This is a genomic window from Streptomyces sp. NPDC030840 (assembly GCF_055572015.1).
Window position 1 is genome coordinate 1 of the sequence record NZ_JBVIEE010000018.1, and the last position, 18,701, is coordinate 18,701.

12 protein-coding genes are annotated in these 18,701 nt (G+C 70.7%); 3 read left to right on the forward strand and 9 right to left on the reverse strand.

The genetic code is table 11. The features are described from left to right. Positions 1 to 613: 613 nt before the first annotated feature. Positions 614 to 1,603, reverse strand: coding sequence for an L-glyceraldehyde 3-phosphate reductase (gene mgrA, locus ACZ49J_RS31215; protein ID WP_467454077.1), 990 nt, complete (start codon positions 1,601 to 1,603; stop codon positions 614 to 616). Between the two features lie 134 nt (positions 1,604 to 1,737). Here mgrA and ACZ49J_RS31220 point away from each other — a divergent pair, with 134 nt between their 5' ends. Next, positions 1,738 to 2,634, forward strand: coding sequence for a LysR family transcriptional regulator (locus ACZ49J_RS31220; protein WP_467454076.1), 897 nt, complete (start codon positions 1,738 to 1,740; stop codon positions 2,632 to 2,634). Here ACZ49J_RS31220 and ACZ49J_RS31225 read toward each other — a convergent pair. The 5 genes from ACZ49J_RS31225 to ACZ49J_RS31245 form a co-directional block, all read right to left on the reverse strand. After that, positions 2,631 to 4,112 carry a hypothetical protein gene (locus tag ACZ49J_RS31225; protein ID WP_467454075.1) on the reverse strand — a complete coding sequence of 494 codons (1,482 nt, stop codon included), beginning with the start codon at positions 4,110 to 4,112 and terminating at the stop codon, positions 2,631 to 2,633. The genes ACZ49J_RS31220 and ACZ49J_RS31225 overlap by 4 nt on opposite strands. 179 nt (positions 4,113 to 4,291) lie before the next feature. Next, complete coding sequence (locus tag ACZ49J_RS31230) at positions 4,292 to 9,502, reverse strand: family 43 glycosylhydrolase (protein ID WP_467454074.1); 5,211 nt, start codon at positions 9,500 to 9,502, stop codon at positions 4,292 to 4,294. A gap of 237 nt (positions 9,503 to 9,739) precedes the next feature. Next, positions 9,740 to 10,261 (reverse strand): P-loop nucleotide/nucleoside kinase family protein, encoded by a 522-nt coding sequence (locus ACZ49J_RS31235; RefSeq protein ID WP_467454073.1) that lies wholly within the window; start codon positions 10,259 to 10,261, stop codon positions 9,740 to 9,742. A gap of 96 nt (positions 10,262 to 10,357) precedes the next feature. Then, positions 10,358 to 11,617, reverse strand: coding sequence for a hypothetical protein (locus tag ACZ49J_RS31240; RefSeq protein WP_467454072.1), 1,260 nt, complete (start codon positions 11,615 to 11,617; stop codon positions 10,358 to 10,360). Between the two features lie 263 nt (positions 11,618 to 11,880). Beyond that, positions 11,881 to 13,938: a ricin-type beta-trefoil lectin domain protein gene (locus ACZ49J_RS31245; RefSeq protein WP_467454071.1), complete on the reverse strand. Its 2,058-nt coding sequence runs from the start codon at positions 13,936 to 13,938 to the stop codon at positions 11,881 to 11,883. 423 nt (positions 13,939 to 14,361) lie between these two features. On the opposite strand from ACZ49J_RS31245, the gene ACZ49J_RS31250 reads away from it, so the two are divergent. Further along, entirely contained in the window at positions 14,362 to 14,877 is a 516-nt protein-coding gene (locus tag ACZ49J_RS31250; RefSeq protein ID WP_467454070.1) for a mycothiol transferase, read from the forward strand. On the opposite strand, the gene ACZ49J_RS31255 is transcribed toward ACZ49J_RS31250, so the two are convergent. Both ACZ49J_RS31255 and ACZ49J_RS31260 read right to left on the reverse strand, forming a co-directional pair. Continuing rightward, on the reverse strand, positions 14,859 to 15,941 hold the full coding sequence (locus tag ACZ49J_RS31255; RefSeq protein WP_467454068.1) for an adenosine deaminase: 1,083 nt from the start codon (positions 15,939 to 15,941) through the stop codon (positions 14,859 to 14,861). The genes ACZ49J_RS31250 and ACZ49J_RS31255 overlap by 19 nt on opposite strands. 64 nt (positions 15,942 to 16,005) lie before the next feature. Then, positions 16,006 to 16,401: a VOC family protein gene (locus ACZ49J_RS31260; RefSeq protein ID WP_467454067.1), complete on the reverse strand. Its 396-nt coding sequence runs from the start codon at positions 16,399 to 16,401 to the stop codon at positions 16,006 to 16,008. A gap of 149 nt (positions 16,402 to 16,550) precedes the next feature. On the opposite strand from ACZ49J_RS31260, the gene ACZ49J_RS31265 reads away from it, so the two are divergent. Beyond that, on the forward strand, positions 16,551 to 17,009 hold the full coding sequence (locus ACZ49J_RS31265; protein WP_467454066.1) for a pyridoxamine 5'-phosphate oxidase family protein: 459 nt from the start codon (positions 16,551 to 16,553) through the stop codon (positions 17,007 to 17,009). Positions 17,010 to 17,286: 277 nt separating this feature from the next. On the opposite strand, the gene ACZ49J_RS31270 is transcribed toward ACZ49J_RS31265, so the two are convergent. Beyond that, positions 17,287 to 18,654 (reverse strand): phospholipase, encoded by a 1,368-nt coding sequence (locus ACZ49J_RS31270; RefSeq protein WP_467454064.1) that lies wholly within the window; start codon positions 18,652 to 18,654, stop codon positions 17,287 to 17,289. Positions 18,655 to 18,701 lie beyond the last annotated feature (47 nt).

The window sequence follows — 18,701 nt, forward strand, 5'->3', positions numbered from 1 at the left end:
ACCCCCCAGGTCATCGGTTCGACAGGGGGGACCAGCCATGCCGGGCCCGGAGGCCAGCGGTCCTCTTGCAGGACCGCGGAAAACATAACGGGGGGGGGACGGTGCGGGGGCGGGGGACCGTGCGCATCGGTGGGGCCCAGGGGTTTTCGCCCCCGCCGCCCCTACCCGTCCCATCCCCAGGGGCTCTGCCCCTTCGGCTCCGCCAAGGGGGCTGCGCCCCCTGGACCCCCATCCTTTCGGGGCTCCGCCCCGGACCCGGTTGCTGGGCCGCCCCCGGGCCCCCGTCCTTTCGGGGCTCCGCCCCGGACCCTGATTCGGGGGCCGGGCCCGCGGGCCTCGTTTTCGGCGTCCCCCCAGACCCGGTTCGGGGGCCGGCTCCCGGACCCCGTTCTCGGGGCCACCCCCAGACCCGATTCGGAGGCCACCCCCCGGACCCCGTTCTCGGGGCCACCCCCAGACCCGATTCGGGGGCCACCCCCCCGGACCCCGTTCTCGGGGCCACCCCCACACCCGATTCGGGGGCCACCCCCCGGACCCCGTTCTCGGGGCCACCCCCACACCCCCGCTCTCAAACGCCGGAGGGGCTGAATCGTTCAGCCCCTCCGGCACCGGATCAGCCCTTGATGATCTCGTCGATGCGGGAAAGGTCCTCCGGCGTGAAGTCCAGGTTCCGGATGGCCACCACGCTGTCCTCCAGTTGCTGGGGGCTGCTCGCGCCGATGAGGGCGGAGGTGACGCGGCCGCCGCGCAGGACCCAGGCGAGGGCCATCTGGGCGAGGGACTGGCCGCGGGAGGCGGCCACGTCGTTCAGGGCCCGGAGCCGGCCCATGAGGTCCTCGGTGACCTTGTCGGCGTTCAGGAACGGGCTGTCGCTCGCGGCCCGGGAGCCCTGCGGGATGCCGTTGAGGTAGCGGCCGGTCAGGAGGCCCTGTTCGAGGGGCGAGTACGCGATGGAGCCGACCTGGAGCTCGTCGAGGGCGTCGAGCAGACCCTCCTCGGGTCGGCGGTCCAGCATCGAGTAGCGCGGCTGGTGGATGAGCAGCGGCGTGCCCAGCTCACCCAGGATGCGGGCGGCCTCACGGGTCTGCTCGGGCGAGTAGTTGGACACGCCGACGTACAGGGCCTTGCCCTGCTGGACCGCCGAGTGCAGGGCACCCATCGTCTCCTCGAGCGGAGTGTCCGGGTCGGGACGGTGCGAGTAGAAGATGTCGACGTAGTCGAGGCCCATGCGGGCGAGGCTCTGGTCGAGCGAGGACAGCAGGTACTTGCGCGAACCCCATTCACCGTACGGGCCGGGCCACATCAGGTAGCCGGCCTTGGTGGAGATGACGAGTTCGTCCCGGTACCGCGCGAAGTCGTCCTTCAGCGCCTCGCCGAAGGCGCTCTCCGCGGCGCCGGGCGGCGGCCCGTAGTTGTTCGCGAGGTCGAAGTGGGTGACGCCCAGGTCGAACGCGCGGCGCAGGATCGCACGCTGCGTCTGCACCGGCCGGTCGGGCCCGAAGTTGTGCCACAGGCCGAGCGAGAGGGCGGGCAGCCGCAGGCCGCTGCGTCCGGTGCGCCGGTAGGGCATGTCCGCGTAACGGTCGGGGTGTGCGGTGTACAACGCGTACTCCTGGAGAGCGGGGAGCGAGGGAAGGACCTGGAAAGCCTCAACAACAGGTCTCCACTCTCACCCGCGCACGCGGTGCCGGTCCAACAGGGGAATCGGATGGCATTCAGCGTCTAGGCTTCTCAATCATGGAACTGCGTCACCTCCAGCATTTCGTCGCGGTCGCCGAGGAGCAGCATTTCACCCGGGCGGCCGAGCGGCTGCTGGTGTCGCAGTCGGGGCTTTCGGCGTCGATCCGCGCGCTGGAGCGGGAGCTGCAGGCACCGTTGTTCGTGCGCACCACGCGCCGGGTCACGCTCACGGAGGCCGGGAAAGCGCTGCTCGGCGAGGCCGAGCGCATCCTCGCTCAGGTCCGTGCGGCCCACGATGCCGTGGCGGCGGTGCGGGGCGTGGTGCGCGGCACGCTGTCACTGGGCACCGAGCAGTGCATCGCCGGGGTGTGCGTGGCCAGACTGCTCGCCGCGTTCCGCCGTCGCCATCCGGACGTGGAGATCCGGCTGCGGCAGGCCGGCTCGGGCGCCCTGGCGGAGGAGGTGGCCGCCGGGCGCCTGGATCTGGCGTTCGCCGTCACGACCCGCGCGGACACCGCGCAACTGCGCTGCGTCCCGCTGGCCAGTGAGCCGATGACCGTGCTGTGCCACCCCACGCACCGGCTGGCGGGCGAGGGCGCGGTCACGCCGGAGGACCTCGGTGGCGAGGCCTTCGTCGACTTCCACCCCGACTGGGGGCCGCGCCGCACCACCGACGCGGCCTTCGCGGTGGCGGACGTCCGGCGGACGGTCACCCTGGAGGTCAATGACGTGCACAGCCTCCTCGACCTCGTCCAGGAGAACCTCGGCATCGCCGTCGTCCCGCGGCACTTCAGCCACAAACGTCAAGCCTCGTCCCTCGCCGCGCTTCCGCTGAAGGGCACCGGGGAGACGTCGTACGACACCGTCGCGATGCTTCCGCCCCCGGAGGCGACCAGCCCGGCGGCCAGGGCACTGATGCGGCTGCTGGACGACCCCGCGGTGGACTGCGGCTAACGGGCGCTCGGCGCCACGTAGAAGTCGAGGTGGCCGAACCGGTGGGCGGGCCACGTCCGGGCGTACCCGGGCGGGGCGGACCCCGGCGGGGTGAGCACGGCGAACGGGATCCGCCGTGCGGTGCGCACGAGCTCCGCCTGGGTGGTGTTGGTGTTGTTGCCGGTGGTGTGCGCCGAGGAGCACCGGGCGTAGAAGCCGATCGGGATCGCCAGGTGACCGGTCAGCAGGCAGGGTGGCCGTACGCCGAGGCGGTGCAGTTCCGCGGCGGTGCGCGACCAGTCGTGGCGGGCCGCGTGCGTGCGGTTCACCGTGCGCGTCAGCACCGCGAACTGCGCCACCAGGTGCCCGGTCAGCGCGAGTGCCACCAGCGTCACGGCGACCGGCCGCCACCTCCCGCTGGGTGCCGTCACCAGGCGCACCAGCGCGTCGGCCACCGGGATGGCGAGCAGGGCGTAGGCCGGGAGCAGGAAGCGCGGGGCCGCGTATCCGATCATGAACAGGTACGGGACGGCCGCCGTGGTGGCGCAGGCCACCAGGACCAGTGTGGGTGCCGGGCGCCGCGCCCTGATCGCGACCAGTGTCCCGAGGGCGGCCAACAGCGGGAGGGCGTACCACCAGGCGGCCACCCCGATGTGGGCCAGTGGTCCGGTGCAGGGGCGGCACAGGGTGCGGCCGTTCAGGCTGCGCAGTTGGTCGTCGACCGCGATGTTCCAGCCCAACCCGCCCTGGGCTCGGGAGCCCTCGGCCAACCGCTGCTCCAGGCCGCCGAAGGCGGCGTACGCCTCGATCACCCAGGGCGCCACACCCACGACGAGCCCCGCCACCAGGGCCGCCAGGAGCCGGGGGCGTCGCATCCACACCGAGAGGGCCAGCAGCGGGAGGGCCACCCACACCGCGTCGGTGGGCCGCATCCACGCCATCAGGGCCGCACTCGCGCCCATGCCCCACAGCGCCCACCGGTCGGCGCGGTCGGCCCGGGCGCGCAGGAAACAGCCGGCGCACGCGAGAGCACCGATCGCCACCCAGTAGTTCGGCATGGCCTGCGGGCCGTAGTAGAGCGTCACCCACAGCGTGGCGAAGAGCGCGCCCCCGAGGGCCACCACCCGGACGGGGAACACCCCGCGCCAGGCACGCAGCGCCAGGAACAGGCCCAGTCCCGACAGCAGCGCGAGGTAGACGCGCAGGAGCGCGGTGGACGACGACCATGTGGCGACCGGCGCGACGAGCCAGGAGACGCCGCGCGCACGCGGTGCGCTGAAGAACGCCGGCGGAGCATGGGAGCTGACCTGGCTCACGTACACCGTCTCGTCCCAGCCGAGACCCATTCCGGGGCGTACGAGGGTGAGTTGGGCCAGCGTGTACGCCCCCGCGACGGCCAGGAGCCAGCCGTCGCCGCGTACGTGCCAGGGCCTCCGGGCGAGCGTGGGCGACCCTGGCTGCGGCGCACCGACCAGCGTGGCGTTCGAGCCGTTGACCATTGCCCACCTTTCATCCCTCATAGGAATAAGAGGAGATACATGGACAAATTAGCCAGATCGGCTCGTGCGTGTGCTCCTGAGGTGGTCCATACGGTGCAGTGGCCCCGTGACACAGCGCGCCGCGCGGCGCCCGGGACTGTGCCCGGCCGCCGCGCGGCGCAAGTGGGACGCGGTCCGGCCTACCGCCGGCGGTCACCCACGGTGACTCCCTTCGTCGTCGCGCCGGTGCGGTTGTCGTAGACGACCTGGCCGGTGGACTTCTTCCAGATCTCGATGCGGAACGTGTCCGGGCGGCCGTCGGTGGCGGTGATCCTGAAGCCGTACCCGCTGGTGCCGTTGACCTTTCCTGAGCCCTGGTACACGGCCTTCGAACCGGTGACCACGAGCCAGTCCGAGCCGCTGGAGCGGAACTTCAGCTTGGCCTTCAGGAAGTCGAAGGTGGCGTGGCCGGACGGCACCGACGCCCCCTTCTTGTAGCGGGCGTCGAAGGAGAACGCCGCGGTCCAGGTCAGCGCCGGCTTGGCGGGGAAGGCACCGGCGGGCGAGGAGAGGAAACCGGCACCGAGCGCGGGACCCGCCGAGCGGTCGTACACGATCACCTCGGGGAGGGTCGTGCGGTCCGAGGCACCGTCGTCGTCGGTGACGGTGATCACCGGACGCCGGATGCCCGCCGTGGTGTAGGTGTGCGCGGCCTCGCAGACGGAACCCTTGACGCTTCCGGTCGTCGGCCCGGTGCCGTCCTTCCAGTCGACGCTGCAGGTGTGCGTGTCGCCGGTGCCCGGGTCGTCGAACTCGGCGGTGACCACCGTGCGCCCGCCGACGGGCGCCGGGGACTTGGGGCCGGTCGCCGTGCCGATGACCGGTGCCGCGTTGCCGACGGTGACCTTGAGCGTGTCGCTGCTGCGGCCGCCGGTGAGGGTGACCGTGTACGTGCCGTCGTCGGCGCAGGTGATCGTGGTCGGGACGGCCCTGGGATCGGAGAAGGCGCAGGGGGCTCCGTCCTCGACCGTCCACTTCGGCCCGCCGGCCCCGGAGACGGTGCCGGTGAGGGTGATCGCGCCGCCCTCCTTGCCGTCGGCGTCCGGACCCGCGTGGACGATGGTGACCGGGTCGATGCTGGTGAGGGTCGGCTCCACGTCCCTGATCAGGCCGTCGGAGCCGAACTCCATCTTGTCTATGGTGGTTTCGCGGTGCGTGCCGTCACCGCCGGGGATGGCGAAGCGGTGGTAGGCGATGTACCAGTCGTCGGTGTTCGGCACGTGGACGACGGAGTGGTGGCCGGGGCCCTTGATACCGAGGCCGAGGCGCTTGCTGAGGATCACTCCGCGCTTGGTCCACGGGCCGGTGGGCGAGGGGCCGGTGGCGTAGGCCACGCGGTAGTTCTCGTCCCGGGTGTCGTTCTCCGACCACATGAAGTAGTAGGTGCCCTTGCGCTTGATGACGAAGGAGCCCTCGTTGTAGCCGCTCGGTGTGATGTCGGTGATCTTCGACGCGTCGAAGGAGATCATGTCGTCGTTGAGCGGGACGACGTAGCCGCGGCCGTTGCCGAAGTACAGGTAGGAGGTGCCGTCGTCGTCGGTGAAGACGGCGGGGTCGATCATCTGGCCGGTCAGCTGTCCGGCCTTCAGCAGCGGCTTGCCCAGGGGGTCCTTGAACGGGCCGGTGGGCGAGTCGGAGACCGCGACGCCGATGTTCGCGTCGGCCGAGAAGTAGAAGTAGTACTTCCCGTCCTTCTCCGCCATCGTCGGCGCCCAGGCCCGGCTGTCCGCCCAGGAGATGTCGGGCCCGAGGTCGAGGATGACTCCGTGGTCCTTCCAGTGGACGAGGTCCTTGGAGGAGTACGCCTTGAACCGGGTGCCGCTCCAGCCCTCGAAGCCGTCGGTGGTCGGGTACAGGTAGAAGGTGTCGCCGAACCGCACGATGTTCGGGTCGGCGTTCAGGCCCGGCAGGACCGGGCTGCGCATCCGCTGTGCCTCGACCGTCCAGGTGCGCTTCTTGCCGTCCGAGCCGGTGACCTCGTAACGGACCGGCTCGGTGAAGTCGTGTACCGACCCGGAGGCGGGGCTGATGGCCGCGCCGTGGGCGAGGGTGAACTCGGGGGCGAGGGAGGTGATGTCGGCGTCCTCGTTCAGCGGCAGGACGATCCTGCTGTCCTTGTCGTCGACGAGCGCGTCGACCTTGAGGTCGGGGTGCGTGGCCGAGGCGATGCCGGTGGTGTTGCCGCTGAGCTCCAGGACCTCGGCGGGCGTGAGGGCCCGGTTGTAGATCCGGAAGTCGTCCACCTCACCGCCGAAGTACGGGTCGGCGGAGTACAGGGACCGCCCGATGTAGCCGGAGTATCCCTTCGAGGAGTCGTACAGCTCGGACGGCTTGGTGGTCACCCCGGTCGCCCGGGCCACCTGGATGCCGTCCACGTAGAGAACCGCGGTCTCGGTGGGGCCGTTGAGGGTGACGGTGACGTGCTTCCACTCACCGACAGGCAACTGAGGTCCCGTCAGCTTCGACTCCGCCGACCAACTGGCCTTGGTGATGGCCGAGTAGAGGCTGGAACCACCGTTGGAGGGGGTGGCGAACAGGTACTTGTCACTGTCGGGTCCGAGTCCGAACAGCCACTGGAAGTGGTCGCCGCCCTTCCACTTGGCGTACGTGGAGACGGTGACGCTGTCGGCGCCCTTCAGCACGCCGTTCGGGATTCTGACGTACGGCGACGTGGTGGAACTGCTCGACCCGCCGGACATCTTGAACGAGCCGTCCTTCACACCGGTGCCGAACTCGGGTGTGCGGACGTAGGTGCCGTGGTAGCCGTGGCCGCTGGAGTCGCGGGCGATGCTGCCGCCGGTCTCGTCGAAGCCGTAGCGCAGGAGAAGGTCGGCCGGTACGTCCGGGCCCTCCTCTGAGACCGTGACCTCCGCGCGGGCCTCGAGCGCCGCGCCGTCCGGCAGGCTGCCCTGCACCGTGAAGGTGCCGGCCTGCGCGTACGCGGACGCCGGTACGTCGTCCCAGGTGACGGAGACGGGGCGCTTCACACCGTCGGTGTACTCGGCGATGACGGTGGCGGGCAGGACCGGCGCGTCACCGATTCCCGTCTTGACCTTGATGTCCTCGACGCTCTCCACCAGTTGGTCCGGCTGGTAGGCGCGCAGCAGGCGGTCGTACTCGGCCTGCGTCACCGGGAGCACGGTGCCGTGGCGGGGCTTGGCGGGGAGGTCGTAGTCGGGGGACGGAGTCCAGTTGCCGGAGGCGAGGTCGGTCGTCTCGAAGGGGATGTAGCCGCGTCCGCCGAACTCGTCGAGGAACGCGTACCACTTGTCCTCGGTGTTGGACTTGAAGACCAGCGGCCCCTCCGCGGCGTTCATCGCGCCCTTGCCGATGCCCTCGGCGACCGCGGTCCAGGAGGTGTCGAGCAGCGAGTCGCTCTTCTCCTCGAAGATGAACTTGCTGTTGGGGGTGGAGGAGGTGTTGTTCCGCTCGTCCTTCGACAGGCGGTAGTACGTCCCGTCGTGCTGGATCACCGTGGAGTCGATGACCGAGTAGCCGCGGTCGATCCAGACCTTGGGCTCGCTGAACGTGTGGAAGTCGCGGGTGGTCGCGTACATCATGCGGTTGTACGTGTCGCCGGAGTGCTCCGGGTTGTCGTACAGCTTCGACGCCCAGAAGACGACGTACTCGCCGCGCTGCTCATCGTAGAACGCCTCCGGCGCCCAGGTGTTGCCGGCGCTGTCGGGCGAGACCCTGACCAGGCGCTGGTCGGTCCAGTGGACGAGGTCGGTGGACTCCCAGACCATGATGGACTTGCTGCCGGTGCGCTGGGAGGCGTCCCAGTTGCCGTTGCCGTAGATCCTGAGGTCGGTGGCGATCTGGTAGAACTTGTCGCCCTCCGGGGAGCGGATGATGAACGGGTCGCGCAGGCCCTTCTCACCGAGCGTGGAGGTCAGGACGGGCTTGCCGTCGTTCAGCTCGCGCCACTTCAGCGGGTCGTCGCCCTTGCTGAGGGCCGCGTAGAGCTGTTCGCCGTCCGCGGTGCCCTCGCCGGTGAAGTAGCTGAACATGTAGCCCTTGAGGGCTTCCTTCTTCGGCAGTTGGGGTACTTCGGCGGTGAACTCGCGGGTCGCCTTCGCCTCGCCCTTGCTGACGGTGGCGGTCAGCTTCGCGGTGGTGTCGCCGTCGCCGTGCGCGGGGCGGTGGACGATGCCGTCGGCGGAGACGATGTCCGGCTCGGCGGAGGACCAGTCGACCTTCGTGCCGTAGGCGCCGCTCGTGGGCAGAGTGAGGTTGCCGCGTGCGTCGTCGAGGTTGTGGACGGTGAGTTCCTCGGCGGCCTTCTCGGTGGCGGTGGCGTCGTCGAAGTCGGGCAGGACCGTGACGTCGAAGGTCTTGGTTGCGGTCACGGTGCCCTTCTTCAGGGTCGCCGTGAGCGTGGCGTGACCGTTCGGTTCGCCGGCCGCGGGGCGGGTGACCTTTCCGGTGGCGGAGACGACGCCGGAGTTGTCCGAGGCCCAGCTGATCTTCGAGCCTCCCGCCGTGCCGGTGGCCGGCAGGGTCAGGTCGTCGGTGACGGCGCTGGTGTCGCCGAGGGTGAGGGCGGCCCTGTCGTCGGCGACGCCCTGGGTGTCGACGGGGAGGGCGAGTTGCTCGACCTCGGAGGAGGCGAGGGCACGGTCGTACACCCGGAAGTCGCGGATGTTGCCCTTGAAGAGCTTGTCCCCGGGGTAGACGGACTTACCGATGTAGTTGGCGGTGGTCGTGCCGGAGCCGATGCCGCCGGGGGTGATGGAGAGCGCCGTGTTGCGGGCGACCTCGACGCCGTCCTCGTACAGCACACCGGTGGTGCCGGTCTGGGTGTAGGCGATGTGCTTCCACACCGAGCGCGTGAGGTTCGGCGAGGTGGACGGCCTGGTGGTCTGTTCCGTCGACCAGTTGCCGGTGGCGATGGAGGTGCGGAAGCCGTCGCCGGTGGTGAAGAGATAGCCGTTGCCCGCGCTGCCGCTGGTGTTGCCGAACCCGTAGATGAAGTACGGCGTGGCCTGCGTGGAGTCGATTCTCACATCCATCGAGACGGTGATCGAGTCCAGGCCGCTCATGATGTTGTTCGGCACCTTGACGTAGGTGTCGGAGCCGTTGAAGGCGAGCCCTTCGCCGCTGCCCGACCAGCCGGCTGTGCCGTTCACGGTGCCGTCACGGCCGTTGCCCGAGGAGTCGGCGGCCACGCTGCCGGCGGAGGCGTCGAGTTTGTAGCGCAGCACCAGGCCGTCAGCGATGTCCGCGGTGTCCGCCGCCTGCGCCACGGGAACGGCGGGGCCCGCCAGACCGAGGAAGAGCGAGGCGACGGCGAGCCCGGCGAGTTTGCCGGCCCGACGTCTCGCGCGGCGAGGTCGTGCGAAGTTCGTCATGTGGAGTTTTCCCTGCTGAGGCGCGGCTGGAGGAAGGCGGGGGCAGGCACGGCGGACAGCGGGACCCCTGCCGTGGGAGGCCCGCCGTTTCGTCGGTGTGACGTCGTGTTGCGAGAGTGTCAACTGGTGTACACGGGGACGTCAAGAGTTTTCGAACGATGTCCGACCCGCCGAACAACTTGTTCTCGGCACACCAACGCACCGGCCGCCGGGGCGCATCGGCGTGGCAGGCGGGCCTCAGCTTTTGACGGCCTCCGCGATCTGCTGAGCGGCCTGGGCGGGCGTGAGGTGTGTGGTGTCGACGACCTCGGCCTCGTCGTGCAGCCACGTGCGGGCCGCCTCGGCGTAGGGCTCGAGGTACTTGAGACGGAACCAGGAGGGGCCGAGAACGGTGTCCCCCTCGATGCGCCCGCGGAGGGTGGCCTGGTCGGCGTGGAGGACGAAGTGCCGTACGGGGATGGCATGGTGGGCGAGGCCCGCGCTGATCTCACGCCAGTACTGCTCGACCAGGACCGTCATGGGCATCACCAGGGTGCCGCCGGTGTAGTCGAGTACGCGGCGGGCGGTCTCGACGACGAGCTGCCGCCACGGCGGCCAGTGCTGGAAGTTGTCCGTCGGGGGCAGCCCCGGCGTGATGTCCATGAGTGTCTCGCCGACCTTCTCGGCGTCGAACACCCGCGAGTCCGGGATCAGTCGCTGGACGAGCGGGCTGGTCGTCGTCTTGCCCGCGCCGTGGGTGCCATTGATCCATACGATCATGGGGCCCGATGCTAGCGTCGTCCGGGACGACGCGGCCTCCTGGGCGGACTGGGCGCGCGTCCGTCGCAGGTCGTACCGGACGCGCGCCCGGACGGTTCAGCAGATGTCCTGGCCGCTGTTGACGAGCCGGTTGTTGCGGAAGGTCGTGTTCTCGCCGCAGGGGCTCTCGCGGATGGACGAGTTGGTCACCGTCAGGTTCTGGATGGTGATGTCGCGGTTGTTCGGGAACTCCGACCGTGCCGCGAGGCGGATCTCCCCACCGCCCGACACGCTGCCGCTCTGGGCGGCGATGTTCACGTTGTAGCAGTTCTCTATCAGAATGGCGTTGTTGCCCGTGTTGGAGAGGGTCACCCGGTCGATGACGGCGCCGCCGCTCTCGGAGACGCAGAAGACGCCGCGTCCACCGCCGCGCGCGACGACCTCGCCCACACGGACGTTGGTGGGATAGCCGCTGCCCACGCGGCCGTTGCGGTTGGCCATGCGGAAGGCCGCGTATCCGGTGCCCGCGCCCGCGCCGTCGGCGTCGACCTTCGTGACGGTGGCGTTGATGGTCTGGTTGAGCAGGAGGCCGGACTCGCCGACGTTGCGGGCGGTGACGGTGCCGATGGTGATGCCGTCGACGCCGTAGGTCTCGACCGCGTGACTGCTCGCACCGGAGACGTACACGTTGTCGATCCGGACGTTGCGCGTCCACTGGCTGGTGTCGCCGCGGTTGTCGATGCGGACGCCGAGGCCGCGCGACAGACGCATGTCGATCTGACCGAGGACGACGTTCTGGACGTTGCGCAGGAAGACACCGTAGAGCGGGGTGCCGGTGAGGTTCAGGTGCTGGACCTCGATGTCCCGGACGCCGCGTGCGTACACCGGCGCCTGGTCGCCCGAGCCCGAGCCGGTGACGTTGATCGTGCCGCACACGTCGAGCACCGTGTAGCTGGGCAGGGAAACCCGGGAGCCGGCCGCGATGGAGCCCGATCCTCGTACGACGACCCGTTCCTTCGACGTCCGGCCCGACGTCAGGCTGTTGATGGCCGCCTGCATCGCGGCGCGCATGTCGCCGCCGGTGTACACGGTGCTGCCGCCGCGCCGGGCGGTCCAGGTGCTGCCGCTGAGCACGGCCTCCGCCTGGTACGAGCCGTCACCGCACGCGGCGATCGCCTCCCGTGGGGCGGCCGGGGCGGCGGCCGGTTCCGGGTCGGCGAGGGCTGCTTCCGGTGCCGCGTTCGCGGGAGCCGTCATTACGGCGGCGCCGGTGAGCAGGGCGGTGGCGCAGGCGGCGGCGAGTGCCGCGCGCCTCGTGCGGGTACGGCGGACCGGTGCGGCCTCGGCGGTGAGGTGAGCTGCGGCTCTGCGTCCCATCTCGTCTTCTCCTATGGGGGGTTGTGCGCTTGCCGCCTCCCGCGTTCCTCGACGTTGTCGAAACCCGTTCGACTGAATCGATTCACGCGAGTGTCGTCAGTGACCTGCGGCAACGCGGCTCCATGGCACCCCAGGGCGTACCGCGACACGACAGCAAGCGATTTCTGTGGGGGCGGCGAGTGTGGCAACGGCCTTGTCCGGGCGTCAAGTTCCGAGACCTGCTCAAGTCCACGGCGGCTGTCACGCAGTGCGCCGACCGCCCCTCAGCCGCGGCCTCCCCAGTCTCCGCCTCCCCAGCCGCCGCCGCCCTGGCCGTAGCCACCTCCGTAGCTGTAACCATCGCCGTAGCCGTAGCCATCGCCATAGGCGTCGTTGGCATATCCGTAGGGCCAGCAGTAGGAGGGCGGGCACGGGTTCGACCCTGGGTACGGCGCAGGCGGTGCGGAGGGCGTCTGGCTCGGGGCGGGGGACGACGCCGGGGGGCGGGGCTTCGAAGGGGGTGCCGGGGCGGGCGGAGGAGCGGGCCGGGACGGTTCCGGGGCCGCCGTCGAGGCGTCCGTCATCCGGGAGACCGCCTCGATCTGCAGGGACTCGACCGAGTTGTCGATGACCCACTGTTGTGACGCGTCACCACCCCTTCGCTTCTTGAGGACCAGGTCGGCGCCCTCCACGGCGGAGGCGGGCGCCAGCGCGAGCCCCAGGCCGCCGCGTGGCGCCAGGGTGCCGTCGCGGGTGAAGTCGTATTGGACGCGCCCCTGCCGTGCCGGGTCCCCGCAGGGGCCGAGCCGGGCGGAGAGGCCGGGGCGGGAGTCGAGGCACAGTTCGGTGTCCGCCAGGCTGCGCAGCGAGCCACCCGTCTCGTACGACCACTGCTGCCGCACCGACGACGTGCACAGGGTGAGCACGACCTCCGCACCCGCCGTCGCCCCCGTACCGTCGACGCCCGCGCACAGGCCGTTGCCCGCGTTGCGCAGGCGGCCCTCCAGCGGGCCGCTCGCCAGGCCACCCGCCCCGATGCCTGACGCACCCGGTGTCCTCGTGGGGGAACTCGCCCCGGCGGAAGGGGCATGGGAGACCGGGGTGCTCCCGCCTCCCGATGTCAGGGCCAGCGGCACCAGGACGCATCCGCTCACCACCAGGGTGGCGAGGGCCACCCGCCGACGGTGGGCGAGGCGCCAGGATCGGGCCCCGCTCACGGCCCCGGCCACCAGCGAGCGGAGGGCGTCCCGGCGACGGAGACCGGGGCGCACCGCGTGACGGGGGCCGGTCGACGGGGCGGGCCGACCGGCTCGCCCGGCCGGAAGGTACCCGTCTTCCCACCCGGCCTGCCGAGCGGGAGGACGCGGAACACCGCCCCTCGGGGCCGCTGCCCCGGTGGGCCCGCCCGAGACACCACCCGCCACCGGCACTCCGGCTCCTGCCTCGGCTCCGGCTCCGGCTTTGGCTCCGGCTTTGGCTCCGGCCGACCATGACCCCGCGCCCCCTGCCGGCGTCGCGGCTCCTGCCGTGCTCGCAGGTCCCCCCGCCCTCGCGGTTCCCCGCCCTCGCCCCGGCCGCGAGTCGACGTAGGCCCGCGCACCCCATCCCAGCACCGCCTCGGCCAGCAGGACGGCCGGCCGGGACCCGGAGTCCAACTGGTCGGCGGTGCGACGGCAGTGCGGACAGCCCGCCAGGTGCTGCCACAGGTCCGGGTCGAGCCGCAGGTCACCGCGCCGGAGCGACACGTCGAGCAGACGGCTGAAGCGACGGCACTCCTCGTCGGGGGCGGTCTCACGGTGCGCGCGCATGCAGGCGTCGCGCAGCAGTGCCCGTGCCTGGGCCGCCTTCACGGCGGCGTCCTCGGGGGTGATCCCGAGGAGGGCGGCCGGAACGGCGGGGTCCTCCGCCTCGACCTCGGCGTGCCACAGGACGCAGCGGGCGCGTTCCGGAAGCCCGTGGAAGGCACGGGAGACGAGTTTCCTGTCGTCCGCGGGGAGGAGTCGTAACGCGGCGCGGCCCGTGGCCTCGGGACCGGTTCTCAGAGAGGGGTGGAGCATCATCCGTCGGCTGCCCCTGTCCCATTCCCCCGCTATACGGCGGACCGTGACCAGCAGATGCGGCCGCCATGCGGCGGTCGGGCCCGATTGCTGATGCGATTCCCCGAATACACGTGTAAATGCGGCAGTGGCGAGCATTCCCGCGTGCTGGGGGCCGCTGGTGCACAGGGTGGCGTACGAGAAGACGGCCACCCAGTGCCGGGACAGCAGTTCCCCGACGGGCTGGCGCGCGGGCCGCCTGCCGGAACTCCGTTTCAGTTCGGCTGCCAGCTCTTCGTCCGTCACCCCGGACGAACGGGCGAGTTGCGGAGCAGTTCGCGGAACAAGCCGCGGCGAATGCGAAAAGCGGGCGTCATTCACGTCCTATGTCCTCCAGGCCGTGCCGCGTACAGCAGCAGGGCACGACCTGCCTGCACACCGACAGGCGTCACCCTTGCACAGAGCGTGGTCCCGCAACAAGTGATCGCACACCTCTTCCTCCCGAAGTCCCGTATGCGATTTATCTGTTCACGCAGCCCAAGAAGAGGAGAATTCAAGGAGATTCGATGACCACGAAGGCGAGTAACTGGAAGTAAGTACCGGTTTGAAATGGTGAACAGGTGCCCATGGGGCGCGGAATCGACGGTTGGGCCACAAGGGCCGGCTTGAAAAGAAACGCATCCGTGACTTCGCAGGCGCACCCGCCTCTCGTGCGGGAGGCTGGATGTCATGCACTCCAAAGACCTTCTGACCGACGCGTTCGGCCGCATCAGCGAAGAGGTCCACGCCGCCGTGGATGGCCTCTCCCCCGACGAGCTCAACACCCCGCCCCAGGACGGCGCCAATTCCCTGGCCTGGCTGGTCTGGCATCTCACGCGCATCCAGGACGACCACGTGGCGGGCGTGGCCGGCCAGGAGCAGGTGTGGCTGGCGGACGGCTGGGCGGACCGCTTCGGCCTGGGGCTGCCCGCTCACGACACCGGATACGGGCACACACCCAAGAAGGTCGCCCGGGTCCGGGTGGACTCGGGCGACCTGCTGCTCGGCTACTACGACGCGGTGCACGAGCGGACCCTGGCCTTCGTGGACTCGCTCCGCGACAAGGACCTCGACCGGGTCGTGGACGAGAGCTGGACCCCCGCCGTCACACTCGGCGTCCGGCTGGTCAGCGTCCTGGCCGACGACCTCCAGCACGTCGGACAGGCCGCGTTCGTGCGCGGGCTGCTTCAGCGCGCGGACGCGTAGCCGGGCTCGTAGCCGGGAAGCACCACGTCCCGGATGAGGGCGTTCCGCTCGTCGAACGGGATGAAGGCGCTCTTGAGGGCGTTCACGGTGACCGCGCGCAGGTCGTCCAGCGTCCAGCCCGCCTCCTCGACCAGCAGGCTCATCTCACGGGTCATGGTCGTGCCCGACACCAGACGGTTGTCGGTGTTGAGGGTGACGCGGAAGCCCAGGTCCTTCAGAGCGGTGATGGGATGCTCCGCCATGGAGCCGGCGGCGCCCGTCTGCAGGTTGGAGGTGGGGCACATCTCCAGGGCGACACGGCGGTCGCGCACCCAGCCCGCGAGGCGGCCGAGCTTGCCGTCGACGATGTCGTCGGTGATGCGGACACCGTGCCCGACGCGCTGGGCACCGCACACCTGCAGGGCCTGGTGGATGCTCGGCAGCCCGTGGGCCTCACCGGCGTGGATCGTGAACGGCACGTTCTGTCCGCGCAGGTGGGCGAAGGCCTCCAGGTGGTCGGCGGGCGGGAAACCGTCCTCGGCGCCGGCGATGTCGAAGCCGACGACGCCCGCTTCCCGGAACGCCACCACCAGGTCGGCGATCTCCCGGCTGCGGTCGAACATGCGCATCCCGCAGAGCAGAGTGCCCACGCGCACGGGCGTGCCCGCGGCCGCCGCCTTCACCATGCCCGCGGCCAGGCCTTCCTGCACGGTCTCCACGACCTCGGGGAGGGTCAGGCCGCCCTTCAGCATCAGCTCGGGGGCGTAGCGGACCTCGCCGTACACGACACCGTCCTCGGCGAGGTCGAGCACGTACTCCTCGGCGGTGCGCAGCAGGCCCTCACGGGTCTGCATCACGGCGAGTGTGTGTTCGAAGGTGCCGATGTAGCGGACCAGGTCGCCGGAGCCCGCCGCCTCGACGTACCAGGCGGCGAGCGCCTCCGGGTCGGTCGTGGGCAGGGTGTGGCCGACCGCGTCCGCGAGTTCCACGAGGGTGGCAGGGCGCAGGGCTCCGTCGAGGTGGTCGTGCAGAACGGCCTTGGGGAGGCGGCGGATGGTGGCGGTGTCGATGCGGTGCGCGGTCATGCGTGTGGTTCCTCAGCGGGTGGTTCGGGGACCGGTGGGTGGTTCCGGCACGTGGGAGATCGGGCTACCGGGAGGGCTGGAGCAGGTCCCAGCGGTTGCCGTACAGGTCCTGGAAGACGGCCACGGTGCCGTAGGCCTCGTGCCGCGGCTCCTCCAGGAAGTGCACGCCGGCGGCACGCATACGAGCGTGGTCGCGGGCGAAGTCGTCGGTGTGCAGGAAGAAGCCCACGCGTCCGCCCGTCTGGTCACCGACCCGGCCGCGCTGTGCCTCGTCCTTCGCCCGGGCCAGCAGCAGTCCGCTGCCGCGCCCCTCCTCCGGACCCGGCTCGACGACGACCCACCGCGATCCGTCGGGCCGTGGCGCGTCCTCGACGAGCCGGAAGCCGAGCGCCTCGGTGTAGAAGCGGATCGCCTCGTCGTAGTCGTCGACGACAAGGGTGACCAGGGCGATGTGTCTCATGGGCCTCTCGCGTGGGTGTCGGAGTGAGGGGTGACGTTATACGTAACACGAGGGTATGGCAACCGGTCGGCGGTCCGGCTCCGCCCGGTCCGCCGACCTAGGGCTCCGGCCCGAGGTGCGCGGGCGCCGACGCCGGTACCGTCCCCGTCATGGAGATCACTGGGACCGTCCGCACCCCCGAGCAGCGCAAGCACGACGTCCTGGCCCGGCTGGAGCGGGAGACGGACGTCTGGGTGGCCACGGCCGACGCCGACGGAGTGCCGTGTCTGGTGGCGCTGTGGTTCGTCTGGGACGGGGAGTTCCTCTGGCTCTCCACCAGGGAGACCAACCCCACCGGCCGCAACCTGCGCGCCGGAGGACGGACCCGGCTGGCCTTCGGCGACACCCGGGACGTCGTCCTCATCGACGGTGACGTGACCGCCTTCACCTTGCGGAACGTCCCGTCGGCCGCGGCCGACGCCTTCTCGGAGAAGTTCGGCTGGGATCCCCGGGCGAGCGAAGCGCCGTACGCGTATTACCGGGTGCGGCCGCGGGCGGTGCAGGCGTGGCACGAGCAGCGCGAGCTGCCCCGGCGGCATCTGATGCGGGACGGAGTCTGGGCCGTGTGAGCCCCGGCTCGCGCTCTCCACCCGCCGTTCGGCGCAGCCCGTTCAGCCGTGCCGCCTCCTCCTCCGGGAGACGGAGCGCGCCCGCGGCCACGTTCTCCACCAGGTTGTCCGGATCGCCCGTGCCGGGGGTGGCGAGACGATGGACGGCCAGATCGCCGAGTGTCCGGGTGCCGGCGGCCCGCGCGATGATCGTCGCGAGGTCATCCACGAAGGGCGCAGGGCCGCGGGCGCCTTCCCGCCCGCTTCACGGAGACATGGACGCCTCCACGTACGGGCCTTACGGATACGTGTAGGTGTTCAGGGTCGCGACCGCGGACGCCGAGTTGCCCAGGTTGTAGTGGTCGACCGCGAGGAAGTTGGGCTTCTTGCGGGCGGCCGGCCGGCAGAACCGCTGGGCCCGGTCGGCGAGTTTGGTGTTGTCCGTGGCCACCGTGGAGGTGACCGCGACATCACGGAAGTGGTTCATGACGAACAGCGGCCGGAAGCGGGACTCGGTGCGGGTCAGCGGGATGTTGGTGCCCGCGTCGTACCAGCGGCTGTAGCAGGACCAGTCGGAGGAGCCGAGGCCCGAGCCCATGGACCAGTAGTTCTCGACCGTCCACTCGCGCTGGTACATCACGCCGAAGGTGTCCCGGGTGAGTCCGGCGGACTGGTCGGCGGAGCGGCTGTGGTCGGTGAAGATCAGCAGCCGGTCGTTCGCGGCGATCAGGTCGGCCACCTTCGGCCAGCCGTTCTGCCGTACGCCGGTCCGGTCCGGCCGGTAGAGCACGTCCGACAGGCCGCTGACGCGGGCGAGTTCGCCGCGCAGGACGCCCGGATCGACGTAGTCCTCCAAGAAGACCGTCACGACGTCGTTCGGGTTCCGCTTGAGGAAGTCCACCATGCGCTGGATGTCGACCCACAGGGCGACCGGGTTGCTGACGAGGGTGCAACTGTTGTGGCACAGGATGGCGCCGTCGGAGGTCTGGTGGGCGTCCAGCATGAACCCTCGTACACCGTCCGCGAGTTGCTGGTTGATGCCCCGGGACTGGTTCGGCGCCAGGTTCACGAAGGGCGGGGCGAAGCCGCCGTCGACGCCGTTGGCGTAGGCGTTGTGGGAGGTGAGGAACGTGACCTGGTCCAGGGTGCGTTCGTTGGCGGGCGGCATGGGGGTGGTCGTCGGGGTGACCGGGGTGAGGTACCAGGCGGCGAGAGCGCTCGCCGGGCCGACGGTGAGCCGCGCGGGGTAGTTGGAGCCGGACGGCTTGGCACCGACGGTCAGATAGCGCTCCGCGCCCGGGACCTTCAGCCGGTACTGGTCGGAGCCGAGTTCGGTGATCTCCCAGGCGGCGTCGGAGTGCGTGCAGGCGACGGTGCGCGCCTGGTCCCCGGAGCGGCCGAGGCAGCTGCCGGCGCTGTCGGTGCTCTCCAGGACGTACGAGGATCCGCTCGCCCTGAGCGTCCACTGCTGGTGGTCCTCGTTCCCCTTGGGCCTGTGCTGCTCCACCGCTCCCCCGTTGTCCGCGGCGTTCAGTCCGGTGGTGGCGCTCTGCACGTAGTAGGCGCCGGTCGCCGGTACGGCCGCGGAGGCGGTGGGCGAGGGGGCGACGACCGCCGCGGCGAGCGCGGCGGTCGCGGTGAGCAGGGCGGTGCGGGGGGTTGGCATCTCGTGCCCTTCATCGGGTCGGCCGGTCGGTGATCAGGTGCATGACA